Source organism: Longispora sp. NPDC051575, from assembly GCF_040681875.1.
GTDB lineage: Bacteria > Actinomycetota > Actinomycetes > Mycobacteriales > Micromonosporaceae > Longispora.
Genome location: NZ_JBFAZP010000014.1, coordinates 62564 through 80874, shown reverse-complemented (window position 1 = coordinate 80874; position 18311 = coordinate 62564). Strand labels below are relative to the sequence as shown.

General features: G+C 71.5%; 15 protein-coding genes. 9 read left to right on the top strand and 6 right to left on the bottom strand.

Translation table 11 applies throughout. The features are described 5' to 3' along the window. The first annotated feature begins 129 nt into the window (after nucleotides 1-129). From AB0M43_RS35565 to AB0M43_RS35555, 3 genes are read left to right on the top strand one after another with little or no spacing between them, the layout of a single operon-like run. A complete protein-coding gene (locus tag AB0M43_RS35565; protein WP_363731299.1) occupies nucleotides 130-798 on the top strand; it encodes a hypothetical protein in 669 nt (222 codons plus the stop codon). Beyond that, entirely contained in the window at nucleotides 795-2600 is a 1806-nt protein-coding gene (locus AB0M43_RS35560; protein ID WP_363731297.1) for a hypothetical protein, read from the top strand. Before AB0M43_RS35565 ends, AB0M43_RS35560 begins: the two co-directional genes overlap by 4 nt. Next, a complete protein-coding gene (locus AB0M43_RS35555; RefSeq protein WP_363731295.1) occupies nucleotides 2597-4108 on the top strand; it encodes a hypothetical protein in 1512 nt (503 codons plus the stop codon). Before AB0M43_RS35560 ends, AB0M43_RS35555 begins: the two co-directional genes overlap by 4 nt. An 80-nt stretch (nucleotides 4109-4188) precedes the next feature. Here AB0M43_RS35555 and AB0M43_RS35550 read toward each other — a convergent pair whose 3' ends face one another. The 3 genes from AB0M43_RS35550 to AB0M43_RS35540 are packed head-to-tail and all read right to left on the bottom strand — an operon-like array spanning nucleotide 4189 to nucleotide 7234. Next, the gene (locus AB0M43_RS35550; RefSeq protein ID WP_363731292.1) at nucleotides 4189-5325 is read right to left on the bottom strand and encodes a hypothetical protein; all 1137 of its coding nucleotides are present in this window, start codon (nucleotides 5323-5325) and stop codon (nucleotides 4189-4191) included. After that, nucleotides 5322-6536, bottom strand: a complete 1215-nt coding sequence (locus tag AB0M43_RS35545; RefSeq protein WP_363731290.1) for a protein phosphatase 2C domain-containing protein — start codon at nucleotides 6534-6536, stop codon at nucleotides 5322-5324. Before AB0M43_RS35545 ends, AB0M43_RS35550 begins: the two co-directional genes overlap by 4 nt. Continuing rightward, nucleotides 6533-7234, bottom strand: coding sequence for a VWA domain-containing protein (locus AB0M43_RS35540; RefSeq protein WP_363731288.1), 702 nt, complete (start codon nucleotides 7232-7234; stop codon nucleotides 6533-6535). The genes AB0M43_RS35545 and AB0M43_RS35540 overlap by 4 nt, the downstream gene beginning before the upstream one ends. Nucleotides 7235-7518: 284 nt before the next feature. Here AB0M43_RS35540 and AB0M43_RS35535 point away from each other — a divergent pair, with 284 nt between their 5' ends. Continuing rightward, the gene (locus AB0M43_RS35535; protein ID WP_363731285.1) at nucleotides 7519-8754 is read left to right on the top strand and encodes a hypothetical protein; all 1236 of its coding nucleotides are present in this window, start codon (nucleotides 7519-7521) and stop codon (nucleotides 8752-8754) included. Here the strand turns inward: AB0M43_RS35535 and AB0M43_RS35530 are convergent. Further along, a complete protein-coding gene (locus AB0M43_RS35530) occupies nucleotides 8744-9361 on the bottom strand; it encodes a hypothetical protein (protein ID WP_363731283.1) in 618 nt (205 codons plus the stop codon). The genes AB0M43_RS35535 and AB0M43_RS35530 overlap by 11 nt on opposite strands. A 481-nt stretch (nucleotides 9362-9842) precedes the next feature. Here AB0M43_RS35530 and AB0M43_RS35525 point away from each other — a divergent pair, with 481 nt between their 5' ends. The 4 genes from AB0M43_RS35525 (at nucleotide 9843) to AB0M43_RS35510 (ending at nucleotide 15079) form a co-directional block, all read left to right on the top strand. After that, on the top strand, nucleotides 9843-12353 hold the full coding sequence (locus tag AB0M43_RS35525) for a hypothetical protein (protein ID WP_363731281.1): 2511 nt from the start codon (nucleotides 9843-9845) through the stop codon (nucleotides 12351-12353). A gap of 7 nt (nucleotides 12354-12360) precedes the next feature. Next, entirely contained in the window at nucleotides 12361-12753 is a 393-nt protein-coding gene (locus AB0M43_RS35520) for a hypothetical protein (protein WP_363731279.1), read from the top strand. Between the two features lie 83 nt (nucleotides 12754-12836). After that, the gene (locus tag AB0M43_RS35515; protein WP_363731277.1) at nucleotides 12837-13367 is read left to right on the top strand and encodes a hypothetical protein; all 531 of its coding nucleotides are present in this window, start codon (nucleotides 12837-12839) and stop codon (nucleotides 13365-13367) included. Next, the gene (locus AB0M43_RS35510; protein WP_363731275.1) at nucleotides 13364-15079 is read left to right on the top strand and encodes an Hsp70 family protein; all 1716 of its coding nucleotides are present in this window, start codon (nucleotides 13364-13366) and stop codon (nucleotides 15077-15079) included. Before AB0M43_RS35515 ends, AB0M43_RS35510 begins: the two co-directional genes overlap by 4 nt. Nucleotides 15080-15090: 11 nt before the next feature. Here AB0M43_RS35510 and AB0M43_RS35505 read toward each other — a convergent pair whose 3' ends face one another. Then, on the bottom strand, nucleotides 15091-16182 hold the full coding sequence (locus tag AB0M43_RS35505; protein WP_363731272.1) for a hypothetical protein: 1092 nt from the start codon (nucleotides 16180-16182) through the stop codon (nucleotides 15091-15093). A gap of 368 nt (nucleotides 16183-16550) precedes the next feature. Between AB0M43_RS35505 and AB0M43_RS35500 the strand changes: the two genes are divergently transcribed. Then, complete coding sequence (locus AB0M43_RS35500) at nucleotides 16551-17669, top strand: glycoside hydrolase family 3 N-terminal domain-containing protein (RefSeq protein ID WP_363731269.1); 1119 nt, start codon at nucleotides 16551-16553, stop codon at nucleotides 17667-17669. Here the strand turns inward: AB0M43_RS35500 and AB0M43_RS35495 are convergent. Then, on the bottom strand, nucleotides 17655-18230 hold the full coding sequence (locus AB0M43_RS35495) for a hypothetical protein (protein ID WP_363731267.1): 576 nt from the start codon (nucleotides 18228-18230) through the stop codon (nucleotides 17655-17657). The genes AB0M43_RS35500 and AB0M43_RS35495 overlap by 15 nt on opposite strands. Nucleotides 18231-18311 lie beyond the last annotated feature (81 nt).

Sequence of the window (18311 nt, the reverse complement as noted above, 5' to 3'; positions counted from 1 at the left end):
GAACACTCCGCCCGCCTCATCCGGGAGGACACGATGTCGGACCAGGTACGGGACAGAGCACGTCGGACGCGCGCCTCGGTGCGGCGGACGGGAGACGACATAGGCCATGGCCGCCGGTTGGACGGCTATGTGATCTTCACCCTCGGCGCACTGCTCACCGGACTGGGGATGATCGGTGTCATCGACGCGGGGTTGGTGTCCAGCGCGGTGCTGGGCGGGGTCACGTTCCTGGTGCTGCGCTCCCGGCCGCCGTCGCCGACGCCCGGTCTCGACGGCGTCCTGCGGGACCGCCGGGCGTTCGGCGCGCTGCCACAACTCCTGAAGGAGGTCAGCGACCTGCGGGTCTACGGCCCGAGCGCTGTGAACGTGGTCGTGCACGCGGCCGAGATCAGGCGCACCATACTTCGGCGGGGCGGCCAGGCGCGGGTGGTGGTCCAGGCCCCGGAACCCCGGCAGCTGGCGATCACGGCCCGACAGCTCGACGAGAGCCTGGACCTGCCCATCACCCTGGCGACGACGATGTCGGGTCTGCGGAGACTCGCCGACGCGCCGGGCTTCGAGTGGCGGCTGCTCGACTTCAATCCCGGCTTCAGCCTCCTCGTGGTCAACGCCGACACCCCCGAAGGCTTCGTGATCGTCGAGTTCCACGGCTTCCGCGACGACAGCATCGCCGACCGGATGCACGTGCGGATCACCCGCGCGGAGTCCCCCCACTGGTTCGCCTACTGGTGCGGCCGGTTCGACCGAATCTGGGAGACGGCCATCCCCGAGGACGGCCCGACAGGATCCCAGCCGTGACCGCGCCGTTGGCAACTGCCGACGTGGCCCGATGGATCAGCCGCCGGCCTCCGGGGGACGTCCTCGTACTCAGCGGGGCCGGGGTGTCCATGGACCCGCCCACTGGCCTGCCCTCGGGTGTCCGGCTCACCGAACGGGTGGCCGACGCCTGTCTACTGCCCGGCACCCTGGCCCGGATCCGCGAGTACCACCGCCGGATCGGGTGGACCGCGGAGCCGCCGTGCGGTTTCGCCGCGCCCGCCCCGACCGGTCCGACGGTTGGGCGGGTCCCCCGGCTGGAAACCGTCCTGGGGGTCGTGGCCCGTACCGTGCCCGACGGCGACACCATCGTCAGGGACCTGCTCGCGGATGTCAGTACCGCCGTGCCGAACCACCTGCACCGGATGCTCATGGAGCACGTGGCGGCGGGCGGCGGGCACCTGACGGCGAACTTCGACCTCGCCGTCGAGCGGGCGGCGGGCCTACCGAACGGACATCCGTCGGTCCTGCACTTCCACGGCTCGCTTCCCGCCTTCGGCGGCGGGCCGCCGCTCGGGGTGACCCTCAACCGGATCGAGGCCGGCTTCCCGCCGGCGGTGGCCGCCCGCTTCACCTCGGCGCTGACGAGCCATCGGGCACTGCTCGTCGTCGGTTACAGCGGCAGCGACTTCTTCGACGTCGACGTCACGGTTTCCCAACTGCCTGCGGGCGCACTCGCGCACGTCGAGGTGCTGTGGGTCGGGCACGGCGGCCACGACGGCTGGCACCTGCTCCCGGACGACGGTGCTCCTCCGCTCGTCGGCGCGCTGCGGGCGGCCGGGGCGAAGGTGCGGGTGGTGTGTGGGCGGACCGTGGAACTGCTGGCGGAGTGCGCGACCGCTTGGGGTCTTCGCCGGTGGGGCCTGGACCCGACGCCGGGGCCGCCTTCCGCTCCCCTCGTCGATCTGCCCAGGAACCAGCGGGCCACAGCCACCTTCGAGCTGTACCGCGAACTCGGTCTCACCCCCGAGGTCGACCGGATGCTCACCGGGGGCGACACGGGCGACGTCACCGAAACGGACGCTTGGGGGGCGGCTTCGGAGGTGGCCTGGGAACAGGGCCGCTACGGCTCCTTGTTGCGTGCCTGGTGGTGGCGCACCCCGACAGGTGTTCCCCGAGCACGGCGGGCGGAACGCATCGGGGCGTGCCTGTGGGTACAGGGGCGTCTGTTGCCGGCGTTCCTGTGGTTGGCGTGGCATCTGCGCCGCCGGGACCTGGCCGTGGAGGACCGACGGCTGCTCATGGAGACCCTGGGCCGGGTGGTCGAGCACATGACCCGCACGCCGGACCTGCGCCCGCTCGGCCGTTGGCTCGCTCCCCGCGTCGTCCTCGCCGTTCGAGAGCTCGGCGGCGTCGACCAGTCCGCCGGGGTGCACAACTACCGGCGGCGGTCCGACCTCGTCTCCAGCCTCGACGGACAGCCCCGGACCGACGAGGCCCGAGTCGCCGAATCGTGGTTCACGCAGGCGGGCAGCCTGCTGGCCGCTCTCAACTATCGGCACCGGAGCCTGCGGGACGGTTACCTGCCCGACGTGGCCACGGCGATCCTCGACGGTCGGTACCGGGAACAGATCCGCCTCTACCGCCAGATCGGTTCGCTGGCGGGTGTCCGGCGCGCCCGACTGTTGCCGGGTTCACCCCGGGTTTTCACGCTCTCAGAGTTCGCGGACACGGTGTTCGGTCTCCAGTTCGGCTGGTGGCACCGGGTTCGACTCCTCGTGCATTTCGCCGTCGGCCGGGTGCGGCAACGGGCTCACCTCTCCGAGAACAGGACCAGCAGATGACCACTTCCGTGATCACCCGTCCCCGGCCCGCCGCCCTGTTCGGCTCCTGGTGGGCGCGGCTCGGCTTCGAGTCGGGGCGGCCGGTGACCGGTTGCCCCGACGTGGGTTGCGACCTCACAGACCTTCACCCCATCGATGTGTACTGCGTCAGCCACGAGCGGTTCCTGCCGTTCGCGCACCGCTACCCCGGGCGTCGGCGGTTTCTCGTCGTCAACCTCGTGCGCACCGCCGTGCTCGGAGCGTTCTTCCTGGCCGCGTTGTGGAACACGAGTGTGCCGCTGGATCTCCTCGCGGCGGTGGCCGCCGGCGCGGTGCTGGTGTTGCCGCTGAGGCACCACCGCACCGCCCGGGTCGCGGCCGGTGGACTGTGGGCGGTGGCGTGCGTGCTGGGCATGCTGGCGGCGTGGACGGGTGAGGGGACGCACCGGGTGATCGGCACCGGGGTGCTCTGGGTGCTCGCGGCGGCGTCGGCGCTGTACGCGGGCCAGTCCGCCGCACGGTACGCGGTCGCCCGTCACTCCGCGGCCATCGATCCGGCCGCACCGCCCCGGATGCCGGCGCACGCCGCGGCCGCCGTCGCCGCCGCCGTCCTGGTCGTTCCGGTCACGGCGGGTCTGGCGTTGGCACACCGGTTCGGCCCGTCCGGATGGGTCCTCACACTGCCCCCGGCGGTCACCGTGTGGTTGTCGGGCGCGACCCTCGCCGGGGCGTTGGGTGTGCTGCTGCTGACCGTGATCGTCGGCTTCCTGCACGGCTCCGCCCTGATCGACCGGACGGTCCACCCCTTGTTGGGGATGCCGGTCCGACCTCGACGGCTGGGCTGGGCGCTGGCCCGACGGTCCGGGGGCCGGGGCCTGCCGCGCACCATGTTGGAACGCTTCGGCGAGACGGCCACGGACACCGCGTGGCGGGCCGTCTCGTCCTTGGTGCTGGTCGTCCGGATGCTGGCGGAGGTGCTGCGGGTGTCCGCGTACTACTGCACTGTCGCGGCCGCGCACGTGCTCAACTGGGCGCACCGACAAGCCTGGATCTTCGCGAGGCGGGTACGCAAGGCCATGACCTGCGCCGGATGGGCCCTGCGGGACGGTGCTTCCGTCGCCACCGTCGTCGCGGTCGACCTCCTCCGGATCGTGGTCGCTCCGGTCGTGCTCGCCGGGGGAGCGATCGGTTTCCTCCTGGTCGGGGTGGACGGTGTCCGGGGCTACCTGGTAGCCGACTCGTGGCCGGATCTGGCGGTCGCCGTTGCCGCGTGCCTCGCGACGACCTGCCTGTTGGCCGCCGTGTGTGTCGGCCTGCACGGAGCGCCGTTCCGTGCAGGGCTGAGCGCGATCCGGCGTACCACCGAGCTGACGCTCCCACAACTGGTCCTGTTGGCGGCCGTCGGGGGCTGGATCCTCGGGCTGCCCGGGACCCTCGGCCACGGGCCGGTGCACGTGGGCGCGCTGACGGTGACCCTGACCATCCTGCTCGTCGCCATGGCCGGATGGACGTGGCGTAGCCGGGCCTGACCAGGTACTCGACTGCCGCCGAGCGGCCCTGAACGGCGAGGGGCCCTGTAGCCGGCGCTGGGCATACTCAGTCCGTAGCGTCAGTTTCCGGCTGGCCGACGCAGCCAGCCGGTACCGGAGACGAACACCCAACTGCCCTGCACGTGGCCGTCGGGGACCGCCGCCGGATCGGGCTGCCGCGGTGCCGACGTGGTTCGGCGTTCCGCCGCCTGCTGTGGCGGCGGTCCGGTGGCCGGCACGATGGGGCGGGGCTCAGCCCCGGGATGGGTGATGTCGTGCCAGTCCCGCATCGTCGGCCGTCCTTCCGGATCGTCGGCGACGCTGCGGAACAGCAGTTCGGCCGCGCCCGGGCCGAACACGCGGTGCAGGACCCGGGCGGCCGTTCGGGGGTCCCGGTTCACGGGGGAGCCCCGACCCGGGTCGAGAACGCGCGCCACCATCAGGCCGAACTTGTACACGTCGGTCGCCTTGTTCTGCATCGTGATCCGGCTGCTGAACTGGGCGGCGCGCGGGTCCCCGGCCGCGACGGCCCGCCGGAATTCGCGTGCGGCGAGCAGTGACTCCGGCGGTTCCCAGTGCGGGGTGTGCGGTTGACTGCTGAACACCGAACGGGTGCCCCGGACCCGGGTACTGTCGGCGTCGACGACGAGAGCCATGGGCCGGCCGCCGTGCGTGTCGTAGGTGATGTTGCGTCCGGAGATGTCGCCCACGACGACGTCGGCGCGGTGCATCATCGCGTAGGTGGTCGCGATCTCCGCCACCACGGCCGACCGGGTCGCGATATCGAACCGGGGCAGGCCGACCTTGCCCATGTCCTCCGCGCTCCCGAACAGGGTTTCCACCTCGCGGGGTTTGAGGCACGGCGCGCCGGCGCGGCGGGAGAACAGGTGGAAGAACCGGTTCTCGATCAGCGGCATCAGCACCCCCGTCGCGGCGCCGTGCTCGTTGACCACGACGCGCAGCGGCCACACGATCCGCTCGTCCCACCGGCGGCGGTGCCGGTCGGCGAGGTCCTCCCGGAACCGGACCAGCGCGAGCAGCCCGGGCAGCAGCGAAGGGCCGGCGTGTGCCCGGGTGACCTGCTTGTACTCCTTGTATGCCACCTCGGTGAACCCCGGGATCGGCGAGTCCACCCGGTACACCACAGCGGTGCCGCCCTTGCCCAGTTGCTCCAGCGGGCCGAGGCGGTTTGCCTCGATGAGCAGGTGTGCGGTCATCGGTCAGCGTCCACCCACACCACCACGGCGGTCCGGTCGTCGGTGAACGTGCGCCGGTAGAACGCCACATGCTGGGCGAAGGCGAGCAGGTCGGGAGGGGTACGCCACCGGTCGGCGAGGAAACGGCCGACGACGCCCTGGCCAGCCCCCATCGGGTCGCCCAGGCCGTCGGTGATGACAGCCAGGGCCTCGCCGGGACGCAGTACCCCCGAGGTGGGCTGTGTGCGCACCGCCCGCGGCAGTGGCCGCACGGCGGAGGAGGCGATGTCCGCGCCCGCGTTCTTGACCTCGCTCAACGGGTGCCAGGCGCCCGCCGCGAGCCGGAGCGCGGAGGAGTCCCCCGCGGCGACGGTCAACGCGAACGGGTGACCTCCCGTGGAGTCTGCGGCTGTCGACACCAGGAACGCGACGGCGGTGGAGGACATCACGGTCCTGGCCGCGGCCTCCGGTAGCGGGGCGTCCTCCAGGCTCGCGAGCGACTCGACATCGCCCCTGCGCCGGTACACGGCCTGCATCGCCGCGTGGGCCGCGCGCACCACCGCCGCGCTCGCCGCGTCGACGGCCTCCTGCCACGGCAACCGTTCGACGGCGGACTGCCAGTCGCCCAAGTCCTCCGGCCTGGTGGCGGCCAGACCGTCGAGCAGTACCCGGCTCACGGTGTGACAGACCAGGTCCGCGGCCTCGTGTGACCGCCGGCCCTCCGACACCCCGTCGGCCACACATCCGACCAGCCAACGGCCGTCGCGGGAGGGTCGGACGAGATAGGCGTCCTGGCGCGGGGTCCCGGCCTGCTGGTGGCCGAGGCCGCGGGTGCTCGTCGCACGGAAGTCCAGGCCTCCGACTCGGCCACCGTCCACGACGGTGTCCGGGCGGGTCGCGGCGATCGCCGTCGAGGGCAACGGTACGACCTCGGGTTGACGGCCGGCGTCCCCGACGATCCAACGTTCGTTGTCATGCCGCCACCACTCGGGCCGGGGCTGCGTCCTGGGCTCCGGCTGTTCGGCGACCGTCGGTTCCGGATCGTCTTCCGGGGTATCCCCGGGGCCGGCGTCGATCTCCGGTGCGGGGGGCTCGCCGGAGTCGGTGTCCGCCGGAGCGAGCGTCTCCCGGTCCGCCGGGGCCTCTGCCTGCGGGGCTTCGTCCCCGGGTTCGACACCCGTTTCCGGGTTACCGGGAACCGGCGCCCGGCCCACGGCGCGTGGAGCGTTCACAGCCAGTCTTCGAGGTCGTCGTCGGCCGGCGGCACGAACCCACCCGTCGAACCGGCGGAGTTCACCGAACCGGCCGAGGCGATCACGCTCGAGACCAGCACCTCGGCGATCTGCCGCACCGCGTCTTCGGGGCGCACCCCGTCCTTGGCGACGTAGCTGCGCATCGACTTCTTGCTGTCGGCCTCCTTCGGGTACACCCACGGGTCGAGAAGCGCCTTGGTCGCGCCGCCCACACCGAACGGGATCAGGTTCGGGCGGGCCGCGAACGACGGTGAGGTGAGGTGCTCGAACGCGGAGTTCAGTGCGTCGGGCGCGTCGGTCGGCTCGCCGTCGGTGATGAAGAAGACGGCCGGCCGGTACACCCGGTAGTTGTCGCTGCGGAGCTGGGCCACGTCGCGGTCGATCTCCTGGCGGAGCAGCGTGAACGCGGCCTCGTAGGAGGTGCCGCCGCGCACCGTGAACTGGGGCAGGGTGCGTACGTCGCGAATGTCTCCGAGCCGGAGCACCACCCGGGCGTCGTCGGAGAAGTCCATGGCGCCGAACCGGACCACGTCGCCGAGCGTCGGGCTGGCCTCGATCGCGTCGGCCACCGTGGGCAGGATCGTGTTCGCGCCGATGAGGCCGCCGTTGTGTTCCATCGAGATCGAGACGTCCACGACCACGTAGAACGCCAGAACCAGGAGTTTGTCGTCCGCCACAGCGGATGGTTGAAAGCCGGAGTTCATCATTCCCCCTCGGAATGGCCGAATCCGTGTGATGGGGCGTCCGTAGACCCCCTCGCGAATCCGCCAAGAAGTAACACCTCCGTGACGGTGTGCCAACCGTCCTTCCGGACAGCGGCCGGTGGTCCGCAGCCCACGGAGGTCCATTGTCGACAATGTGACTTGGCTCGAACCACTCGGACGGGGGCCTTTCCGACCCGGCGGTGACACGATCACGACACGCCGCCCGGCGGGGCGACGGCCACTGGAACGGGAGCGGAATGGACGACGCGACGCGCACGGCACTGAGCACACTCCTGGCCATGGACGCCACCCTCGCGGCGGAGCCCGACCGGCTGGGTCGGGCCCTCACGGACCTGCTGCCCCACGACGACCACGCGGTCTGGCTGCTGTCGACCGGGGCGAGATTCCGCCTGCCGACCCTCCTGGGCGCGGGAACGCCGGACGCAGTGGAGCTAGCCCGGAACGCCCTCGTCGAGCAGGCCGGGCTGCGCTCGGACGTGGCCGCCTGGGTGGCGCACTCCTGGTCCGCGGCCCTCGGCGGTCACCCCACGACTGGGCCGGTGGAGACACCGTCGTCACGCCGTCCGGGACCAGCCACGGCGGTGCGCCTGGCTGTCTGGCCGGACGGCTCTCCCCTGCTGGCGGCGGTCACCGACCAGGGCGTCTTCCTCGGGGTCGTCAACGGGTCGGGCGCGCCCGCATGGCTCGGGGTCGCAACCCCCACCGCTCCGAACTCCCGGGACGTCGCGATCGTGGTGGACGACGTCCGGGGTTCGGTCTCCTGGTCGGACAGCGGCGGAGTGCACACCCGCCGACTCGCGCGGATGGGCTACGGCGGAGGTGGCGCGGACACGGTGGCGCTCTCCGGTCCGCAGGTGCTGGTTCCGGCAAGGGAGCCCCGGTACCCGTTGGTGGTGCGGTTCGGCACTGGCGGGCTGGACGTGCTGTGGGCCGCCGACCGAAGCCACCTGAGGCGCAGCCTGGTCTCCGACTGGGCACCCGACGCGGTGGACGCCCCGGCCCCGCAACCCGGCGACCTCGGACGGCTCACCGCCATGGACCTGGCCGACGGCGACGGACGCACCGCGTGGCTGGCGGCGCTGACAGACCGGGGCCACCTCCTGGTGTCCCGATGGGACCTGCCCTTGGACGATCTTGCCCAGTGGACGGCGGTCCCGACGCCGGTCCAGCTGGTCGGGGTGGCGGTCGCCGCCCGCCCGGGCGGAGCGGTTGTCCTCGGTTGTACGGCTGCCGGACACCTGTTGGCGGTGGACGCGCGGTCCGCGCACGGCGGTACGGGCCGGTGGCGGACGGTCAGCCCACCGGACGGGGTCGGCCCGCTGACGACTGCGACCGGCCTGGCCGCCGGTTCGGCGGGCGCGGGCGCCTGGCTCGCGGTACTCGGCACGCCCGCAGGCTGGCTCGCACCGGTTCGCTTCGGCGACGACGAGGTCCTGCTCGGTGCGGGCCGCCCGCTAGGGCTCACCGACTGACTGCGCAGCCGGAAGGGTCGGACAGCGCCGACCGGGCCGCGCCGACCATACCGGCGGCCACCTCGGCCGGATCGGCGTCGGCGATCCGGTGCACGGTCATCCGCAGTCCCGCCAGAGCAAGATCGTCGGCTCCGGCCGGCACGGCGAGGTGGGGTGGAGCGGTGCCGAGCACCGCGTCCAGCGCCGCGCGGGCGAGCAGCAGTTCCGGTGTCGCGTCGGTGGGCAGGCCGTCCATCAGGACCAGGACGCGCGGTGCGCGCACCGTGATCCCGTCGGCTTCGAACTGGGCGCGGTCGGCAGCCACGGTGTCCGCGAGCCGGCGGAGCCCCGCAGCCAGGGACGTGACGCCACCGGGAACGGTGGCCGGCAGCATCGTCAGTCGCGCGGGGGCCGTCAGCGGCACCCGGACCACGGCATCGGTCGCGAAGGTCAGCACACACACCCTGCCCGCGTCTCCGTGCTCCTCCACCAGGTAGACGAGTTCCGGCAGCGCCCGCAGCCAGCCCGCATGGAAGTCGTTCCGGACCGTGGAACCGGATGTGTCGGCAACTAGATAGATCGGAAATATCTCGGCGGCAGTTGGCGCAGCTGGGAATTCGTCGATCACGGTGGGGCGAACCTCCAGTACAAGGGCGATCCGGGCGACGGAACGGACATCCGGCGGCGCGACGATCATTCAGACCTTTCCGTCCGGAGGGACTATCCAGCCCCGTCGACACCACCGGCAGCATGAACCGTACTCACGGTGTGTCATCAGTACGGACCTCCCTGTCCGTTGTCCGATCCCGCAGCGATCCGTGCCGCACACCGCCCACAACTGTCCACAGTCGACTGTTTGAGGTAGGGAGAACGCGACGATGTCCAGCTCCGCCAGCATCCCGCCCCCGGGGTTGTCCGATGGCGTCGAGGACAGCGCTCCGGGACCGTCCGGGTCCTCCGGCCCCTGGTGCCGGGCGTGCGGCGCTGGCGACGCCGGACCTGGAACGGCGTGCGCGGACTGCGCGAGCCCACTGTCGGCACCCGATCCAGGGCCGCCGCGCGTTGGTCGGGTGGTCGTCGTACCGGGCAGGCTCCTCAAGCGTCGGGGAGTGGCTGTCGACGAGCTCGACGGTGCGGTCTGGGTGCTCGCCAAGGGCGAGGAGCCCACTGCGGTGCCGATCGCGGAGTTCGACCAGCTCCGGGTCTGCGAGGTACCCGGTCCCCCGGTGCTCGGCGCGGCCGGGCGGCTGTGGCGGGCCAACAACGCCCGGCAGTCCACAGGCGTCAAGGGCTCCTGGCCGGAGTACACGGCGGAGGTCGCCGCCGCCCGGTTCACCGGCGTGACCCTCGGGCGCCGGCGGGCCGCCGCGATCGACGCGATCGCCCTCGACCGCCCCGCGCCGCCCGGGCAGCCGGCGCTGACGTCCTCGGAACTGGACTGGTACCAGGCGTGCGTCGACGCCGCCGGCCCCCTGTCGACTCTGCTGGACCGCCTCGCCCGGCTGCCCGCGGCCCGGTACCCGTCGCGCGTGGCCCTCCTGCTGCGCCGAGCCGGGGATCTGATGGCCGACCGGGAACAGGCCGACCGCGCCCGAACCCTGCTCGAACCCTTCGTCGAGGACGATCCCGACGCCAGGGCGCTGTACATGGCGCTCGCGGCCGAGCCGGTCCCCTTCACCGCGGCCTTTGTCAAAGACTTCACCCGGGGCTTGGGCGGGAGCCCCTACCCGGAGGCGCTCGCGGCGGTGGGCGCGGCCATCGCGGACGGGATCCGTCCGGCCGCGTTTCCTCCCGGTCGGGCACCGAGCGTGCGTGCCCTCGACGCCTGGCTGGCGGGAATGGCCGGCTCGGGGCTCGACGGCGCGGTCGATGTCCTCGGCCCCCTGAGCCCCGATCTGCTCGACGACCTGGTCGACACGGGCGCGCTCACCCGGATGCCCGCCGGGTCGACCCCCTGGTCCCCGACGGTCGCCGGGTATCTGCGGTGCCGGCTGGAACCGGGCACCGCACCCCCGGACGACCTGACAGCTGCGGGATTCCACTCCGAACTGGCCCGGCGCTACTTTCTGGCCGGCGCGGACGAGCGCCTCTCGGCGTTGCCGGACGGCCCGAAGGTTCGGCACTACCGGGCCCTGCACGCCCAGCGGACCGGCGCCCCACATGAGGCGGAGGACCTGGAGCCTGTGGCGCGGAAGCTCGTCGCGGCCGTCGCCCGGCTGCGTGAGCCCGGAACCGAGGCGCGGGACCTGCCCGAGGTGGTCGCGGCCGATCCGTCGAGCTGGGCGCTGCTCAGCGAAGCCGGACTGCGCGGCCACCTGCGGTTGGACGCGGATCTTCGACTGCGGTATCCGGCCTGCGCGGCCTGGCTGGACCTGTGCGAGGTGCAACGGCTGGTCTTCGACGGTAGTTGGCCGGAGGCGGCCGCCGCCGGCCGGGCGCTCGTCACGTCGGGAGCCGACGAGGCGGTGCTGGACGAGGCGCGGAACATGGTCGCCTTCGTCGAGTGGCAGCTCGGCCGGCCGACCGTCGCGATCCGGGAACTGGAGCAGGCGCTGGCCGGTCAGTACAACGCGGGGTTGCTCGTCAACGCCGCGTTGGTGGCGGCCGAGGTGAGTACCCGGTCCGCGTACCCGCACCTGGCCGCCATGACCCGGTTCGCGGAGGATCCGCAGGTCAGGAAGGGCGCGATCATCCGAGCCCTCGGCCTGTGGCTGGCGGACGACACGGCCGAGGAGTACCCGCCGGAGGTCGCGGACATGGTCCGCCGCGCCCTGGGCGCCCCGCTGGCGGACGATGAGTTCCACCGCTCGCTGCTCCTGACCAGCGTGTTCCACGACACGGCTTGGCTGTCCGACGGCCCGGTGGCGGCCTCCGGCACCGACCAGAGCGCGGCCCTCGCCTACTTCCGGCTCCGCGCCCGCGCCATACAGCCGGAGCGCAAGGAGGACTTCGCCGACGTGGCCCGGATGCTCGCCACCCTGTGGGCCCGCAGCCCCAGACCGGACTGGGTGCGCGACCAGCGGGACTGGTTGCGCGACCTGATCGACCGGTTGGTGCACCGGAAGTTCGGTGAGGCCCCGGGTGTGACGGGGATGGTGGAGGCGCTGGTGGCGGGGAAACTACTCGAACTGCGCGACGAGTTGATCTTCACCGCGCAGGCTGGCGCGCACGTCGCGGCGGCCCTGGGCAACGACGGCGACGCGCTGTCCTCCGACGTCGAGCACCGTCTGCTCTTCGGCCCGGTCCGTCAGTACTGGGCGCGACTGACCGACCTGGATACCGACGATGTCGAACCGGTGGGCGAGGAGATCGGCCGATGCGTCGTGATGAGTGGTCTGGCGATGGCCGTCTTCACCGAACAGGTCTTCGAGAAGGTCTGCCAGCGGTGGAACGAACTGATCGCCCAGGAGCGGTGGGACGTGCAGAACCGACCGTATCTCCGGCAGAACCGGGTCAAGGCCCTGGATCTGCTCGACACCTGGATCGGACGTTGCCGCGGCTACCTGACGGCGGCGGAGCGCCTGCCGTTGAGTCAGGACATCCAGGCCATCCGCGACAACATCCAGAAGAACATCCGCGACTGGGCCACCGAGAGCAGACGACTCCGGAACATGCTGTGAGGTCACCATGCGACACCGCAACCCCTATGTGATCCTCGGAATCCCCTTCGGCTCGTCACGGGAGCAGGCCAACATCGCCTTCGCCCGCAAGGCGCGCCCACTCCGGCGCGCCGGGCCCGCCGGACGCGAGCAGATGACCGACCTGACCTGGGCCCTCAACCAGATCGACGAGGGGCTCACCCAGCCGGCGGCAGCGATGGCGATCTACCGGATACCCGCCGACCCGAACGTGTTCGCCACCACCGGCGGCGGCGTCTTCGCGCCGGTGGCCGAGCCGATGCCCCGGCGTTCGCCCGACAGCAGGGCCGCGTTCGACCAGCTGCGGGAGGCCGCGGCACACGAGTACCTGCGGTACCTCGTGCTGCTGCGAGGTTCCGAGGTCGCGCCGCCCGCGCCGTGATCCCGCCCGACGACACCCGACCACCATCGAGAGGAACGCAGTTGTTCAGGACAAGCAAGAGGCTCGAAACCGTACTCGACACCATGGCCAGGACACTCGACCTGCTCGATCGACGGTTGGAGAAGATGGAGACGGTACTCATGGTCCGTGAGCCGTCCTCCCAGGTGGCCGCCGACGCCTACGACGGGCTGCGCAAGCAGGTCGTCAGCGCGGTATCGGCTCGGCAGTCGCACCTGGCGCAACTCGTGCAGTTGGACGCGGCGCTGTCGGGAAACGCCGACCGGGAGACGTTGGTGACGTTCGCGGCGGCCTGGTTCGAACAGGCTTCGCTGTTGCGGGTCCTCGACGCCGACCATCCGGACCTCGACGTGCTGTTCGAGACTGTCGAAGACCTGGGTGGTCCGGTACAGATCCTTGCCCCCGCCTACGTGGACGCCGTCACCGGCCGCCTGATCCGTACGGGCCGACTCCGTCGAGGACCGGTCCCGCAGCGAACCGTGGCCGGGGAACCGCCCGGTGGGGGCGCGGCGCCCGCGCCGTACCCGGCTGAGCTGCGGCCCGAGGCTGACGGAGCAGCGGCGACGGGCCGGCACGGGGCGGAGCAGGGCCGGTGAACGAGGCGTTCGGCATCGACTTCGGCACGACGAACAGCGTGCTGGCGCGGGCCACGGCGACCTCGGTAGAGGCCGTACCGCTGGATGACCACCTGCCGGTGGAGTGGGCCAACCTGGGCTTCGACCGCGTTCTCCCGTCCGTGATCGGGTTCGAGAACGGCCAGCCACTGTTCGGATGGTTGGCCAAGCGGAAGCCGACCGGCAAGCTGGAGGCCGTCAAGCGCCTGTTCGCCAGCACCGACTCCGTGCGGATCGGTGACACGGAGATGCAGGTGGAGGTGGCCGCCGCCACTTTCTTCAGCCACATCCAGCGCAGGGCCGCAGCGATGGGCCTGACCAGCCAGCTCGACCAGGCCGTGGTGACCATTCCAGCCAACAGCCGGGGCCTCGCCCGCTACCGGACGAAGCTGTCGGCCGGTCTGGCCGGCATCGAGGTGATGGCCCTGATCAACGAGCCGACGGCGGCGGCGATGGCCCATGCCCGGGTGATCGGGCAGAACCAGCGCATCCTCGTCTTCGACTGGGGCGGCGGCACCCTCGACGTCACGGTTCTGCAGTCCTTTGAGGGCACGTTCATCGAGCAGTCCTCCAAGGGCATCCAGCGCTGCGGCGGCCTCGACATCGATGCGGCCTTCCTGCGGGCGGTGCTGCCCAGGATCCCCGGTTCGGCGGGGTGGGCCGACGACAGGATGAACCAGTTCCGGCTCGATCTGGAGCTGGCGAAGATCGAGCTGTCCGACCGGGACTCCACCCAGGTCCAGCTCCCGACCGGCGGTTTCCTCCCGGTCACCCGCGTCATGTTCGAGGAGGCCGTGTGGTCGATCGTGCAACGCACCCGTGAACCGGTCGACGTCTGCCTCCGGGAGAGCCCCGGACGGATCGACCACCTGGTCATGGTCGGCGGCAGCTCGAAGATGCCGGTCATCCAGCGGTTCATGACCGAGGTGGTGGGCATCGACGTCAGCACCGAGGTCGACCCGATGACGGCCATCGCCGAGGGCGCCGCCATCGCCGCCGGCATCCTCCAGGGCATCGTCACCGACCTCGACTTCCACGTCGGCACCGAGCACGCCCTGGGCACCATCGTCCACAACGAGAGTTCCTCCAAGAACGGCGAGTTCTCGGTCCTGATCGGGCGCAACACCAAGTACCCGGCGAGCGCGACGCACTCCTACACCCCGGGGATGGACTTCCAGGAGGAGGTGAACCTCCAGGTCATCGAGGGCGACCCGGGCAAGCCGATCGACGACGAGGACAACGTCGTGCTCAAGAACTGGAACGTGCCGCTGTTGGAGAAGCGGCTGAAGGCGGACTCGGCGTTCGACGTCACCTACGAATACGACGTGGACGGCATTCTGCACGTACTGGTCCGCGACAAACGCACCGGCCAGGTCATGATGGACGAGGAGCTGGCCTTCGGCGCCGGCGAGGACCGCACCCAGCTACCCAAGATGCGCAAGCGGGTGGACGGTCTGATGAACGGAGCGCGCACCCCGTCCGGCGCGGCACCTGTGTCCCCGGCAGGCCTGTCCCCGGAGTCCGTCACCGTGGTGCGCAAGGCGAGGCAGAAGGTCCTCCCGTTCGTGGACGCCACCGACAAGACCGAGCTGGAGCGCCTGATCGGGGAACTGGAGGCGTCCTCACACGCGGAGGAGGACGGACACCGCAGTGCCCTGGAGCGGGAACTCCGCAAACATGTGTACCTGTTGTGACGCGTCGCACCTCAGTATCGGGTGACCGCCCGGGACCGTTCCCCGGGCGGGGCGACGTAGCGCGCCTCGCACTCGCGGACCGGAGCGATGTTCGCGGCGCACCAGGCGTTCGCCTCCGCAGGGGTGGCGTACCCGCGCGGGACGACGCTCATCCAGATCGGCTGCCCCGTGCACGGACCCGATGTCGCCGAGTCGCTGGGGATCCCCAACTGGGTCGGCCGCACCGTCACCGCGCCGAACCGCTGCCCCATAGCGAGGTGGTAGCCGAGGATCTGCTGGACGGTGATGCGTGCCGTGTCGTCCGTGCCGTCGGGGAACCAGTCCGTGCCGATGTCGGCGGCCACCCCGACGCACTTGCCGGACACCTGGGCGACCCAGGTGCCGACCAGGCCCGCGACCTGCCGGCTGGACTCGTCGGCCTTTCTGGCGAGTTCGGAGCCGGCATCGGCGTCGGCGAGCGACTGGGCGTCTGCCGGGTTGGTCGGGTGGGTCGCGCTGGGTGGTGCCGTCGTCCGCTGGACCGGGCCGGTCGGGTACGTGGCAGGCGGATACACCGGCTGTCCCGGTCCGGCTGTCGGCGTGGCACCGGGAGCCGAGGTGTCCGTGGCGGGGTTTCGCAGGCCCTGGGCCGTCACCCCCAGGACGACGAACGCGACCAGAACGCCCGCCCCGACGAGCAGCGGGTGCGGTCCGCGCCGGCTGGGCGAAGCCACCGGGGGTCCGAGCCGCGGGTCCGGGGGTGGCGGAAGTGTCGGGCGGTCGAGGGCTTCCCAGGGCGCCCGTTCACCGATCTGGGCGCTCTGGGACGTCCACTCGGGGAGGCGCTGACCGGCTCGTTCCTGGCTGGGAGTGGGCGGGAGCAGCGGATTCCCGGTTGCCGACTGCTTCGTGGGCGGCTCCGGTGCGGCCGGGCGCTCGGTCCGGTCGTGGTTCTCCCGCCGGGAGTCCTGCCGGTGCGAGGGTTCCGGGCGGGGGGCCGGGACGGGTTCCTCGTGCGCCAGGGTGGGGATGACCAGCGTCGGTACGGGCAGGGTGACCGTCGGCGGCTCGTACTCCGGCCGTGCGCCCGCCGACGTGGCCACCGGCTCCGTCTGGTGCTCCAAGGATCCTCCTCGCGGCGGCCGCGTCGGGCTGACTTCACCGCAATAGTGATCAAATTCCGCGCTGTGCAATTTCCACTGGCGAACCGGTGGAATAGCCACCTCAGCCTAGCCAGGTCACCGGCCGCGCCACATGGCGTCAACGGTCGGACTTTTCTGGCCGTTGCGCACCACCGAAGGGGCCATCCGTTGTATCCACTGAGGACAGTTGGCCATCATTCATCGAGTGTCCCGACATGAGGGATCTCTACCAGGGAAGACACTCGCGTCCCGGCCGGTGGCGCCTGCTGCTCTGGGCGACAGTCGCGGTTCTACTCCTCGTGGCTGCGGCGTTCGTGGCCACACAGGGGCCGGAACGGTCACAGGTCAGAGTGACTTCGACGCCGCTGGCGCCCACCGGTATCGGCACCGCCCCCGCCCGGACCGCGCCCACCCCGTCCTTCGGCCCGAAACAGCCGTCGTGCGCGGACCGGATGCTCGATCGGCTGTCCGAGGACGAGCGAGTGGGCCAGCTGCTCATGGTGGGGACCCCGATCGACGAGGTGGACTCCATGGGGTCGGTGATCCGCCAGTACCACCTGGGTGGGGTCTTTCTCGCCGGCCGCAGCGGCCGGTCCGCGGCGGGCCTGCGGCGGGACATCGCGGCGCTGGCCGGTCCGGCGGGGGACGTGCCGGTGCACGTCGCGGTCGACCAGGAAGGCGGCAGGGTGCAGTCGCTGCGGGGCGGCGACTTCCCCACGTTCCCGGCGGCGGTGGAGCAGGGCGGCTGGGACCCCACCACCCTGGAAACCCGGACCACCGACTGGGCGCGCCGGCTCGTGGCGTCCGGGGTGACGATGAACCTGGGTCCGGTCGCCGACACGGTCCCGGCGGAACTCGGGCGGGGCAACCCACCGATCGGGGCGTTCGGCCGGCAGTTCGGGGCGGAACCCGGCGCCGTCGCCGACGACATCGTCGTGGTCGTCGACTCCACGCAGGCAGCCGGGCTCCTGGCCACACTGAAGCACTTCCCCGGGCTGGGGCGGGTGCTCGTCAACACTGACACGTCCGCCGGCGCGATCGATCCGGACACCTCCGAGCGGGACCCCCACCTCCGACCCTTCGCCGCCGGGATCGGGGCCAACGCCGGGGCGGTGATGATGTCCTCGGCGTCGTATCCCGCGTTGGATCCGCAGAACATCGCGGCGTTCTCGCACCCGATCGTCACCGGGCTGTTGCGTGGCCGGCTGGGCTTCACCGGTGTCGTGGTCTCTGACGACCTGGGCAACGCCGTGGCGGTCCGGGACGTGGCGGTGGGGACTCGCGCTGTGCGGTTCGTCCAGGCCGGCGGAGACCTCGTCCTGACCGTGCGCCGGTCCGACGCGGCACCGATGTACGACGCGCTGCGATCGGCGAGCCGGACCTCGGCAGCCTTCCGGGAGCGGGTGGCCGACGCCGCCCGGCGGATTCTCGAGAGCAAGGTCCGGGTCGGCCTACTACGCTGCCGCTGACCGCACTCCCGCATCGGACGGGTTGCCGGTGGGGACCGCGACCCGCCGCACGGCTGAGGCGATGAACCGTCCGGCGAGGGCGGCGGCGGCGATGCCCTCGACGAGGCAAGCCGTGGCGCCCACCACCGACCACGGCAGCTGCTGCGCGACGAAGCCCAGGGCGATGACCGGCACTCCCACATACGTCAGCAGGTCGACGCAGAGCTGCCAGATCTTGCGCCGTCGTCGTCCCGCGTCCGCCCGGTGGGATCGTTCCCAGCTGAAGACGGCACTGTCCTCGGCGGCGAACCTGGTGACCAGCGCCTGTTCGATGTGGTTGCCGATGGCCGTGATCCGGTCGTCGTTGACGTGGTAGGTCCAGCCCAGGATGAGGCAGACCGGCGGGACGAGCAGCAGGAAACTCACCCGTTCGGACTGGAGAGCCACCACCACGACGGCCGCGATCGAACCCAGGGTCGCGTATATCAGGTTGTCCCGGATCCCGATCCGCATGCGCTGCTCCTCCTTGAGGTGCTGGTACTCGAGCACGAGAAGCTCCCTGATTCCCATGTCGTCGGACACGTGCGACCACCTCCACTTAATGTCATGATGACAATAATTACGAACGTGAGTGTGCGCAACCGACACCGGGGAGAGGGAGGC

Coding starts and splice junctions, on each gene's coding strand:
- AB0M43_RS35555 (WP_363731295.1), top strand. CDS start 2,597: ATGACCACTTCCGTGATCACCCGTCCCCGGCCCGCCGCCCTGTTCGGC.
- AB0M43_RS35550 (WP_363731292.1), bottom strand. CDS start 5,325: ATGACCGCACACCTGCTCATCGAGGCAAACCGCCTCGGCCCGCTGGAG.
- AB0M43_RS35535 (WP_363731285.1), top strand. CDS start 7,519: ATGGACGACGCGACGCGCACGGCACTGAGCACACTCCTGGCCATGGAC.
- AB0M43_RS35520 (WP_363731279.1), top strand. CDS start 12,361: ATGCGACACCGCAACCCCTATGTGATCCTCGGAATCCCCTTCGGCTCG.
- AB0M43_RS35515 (WP_363731277.1), top strand. CDS start 12,837: ATGGCCAGGACACTCGACCTGCTCGATCGACGGTTGGAGAAGATGGAG.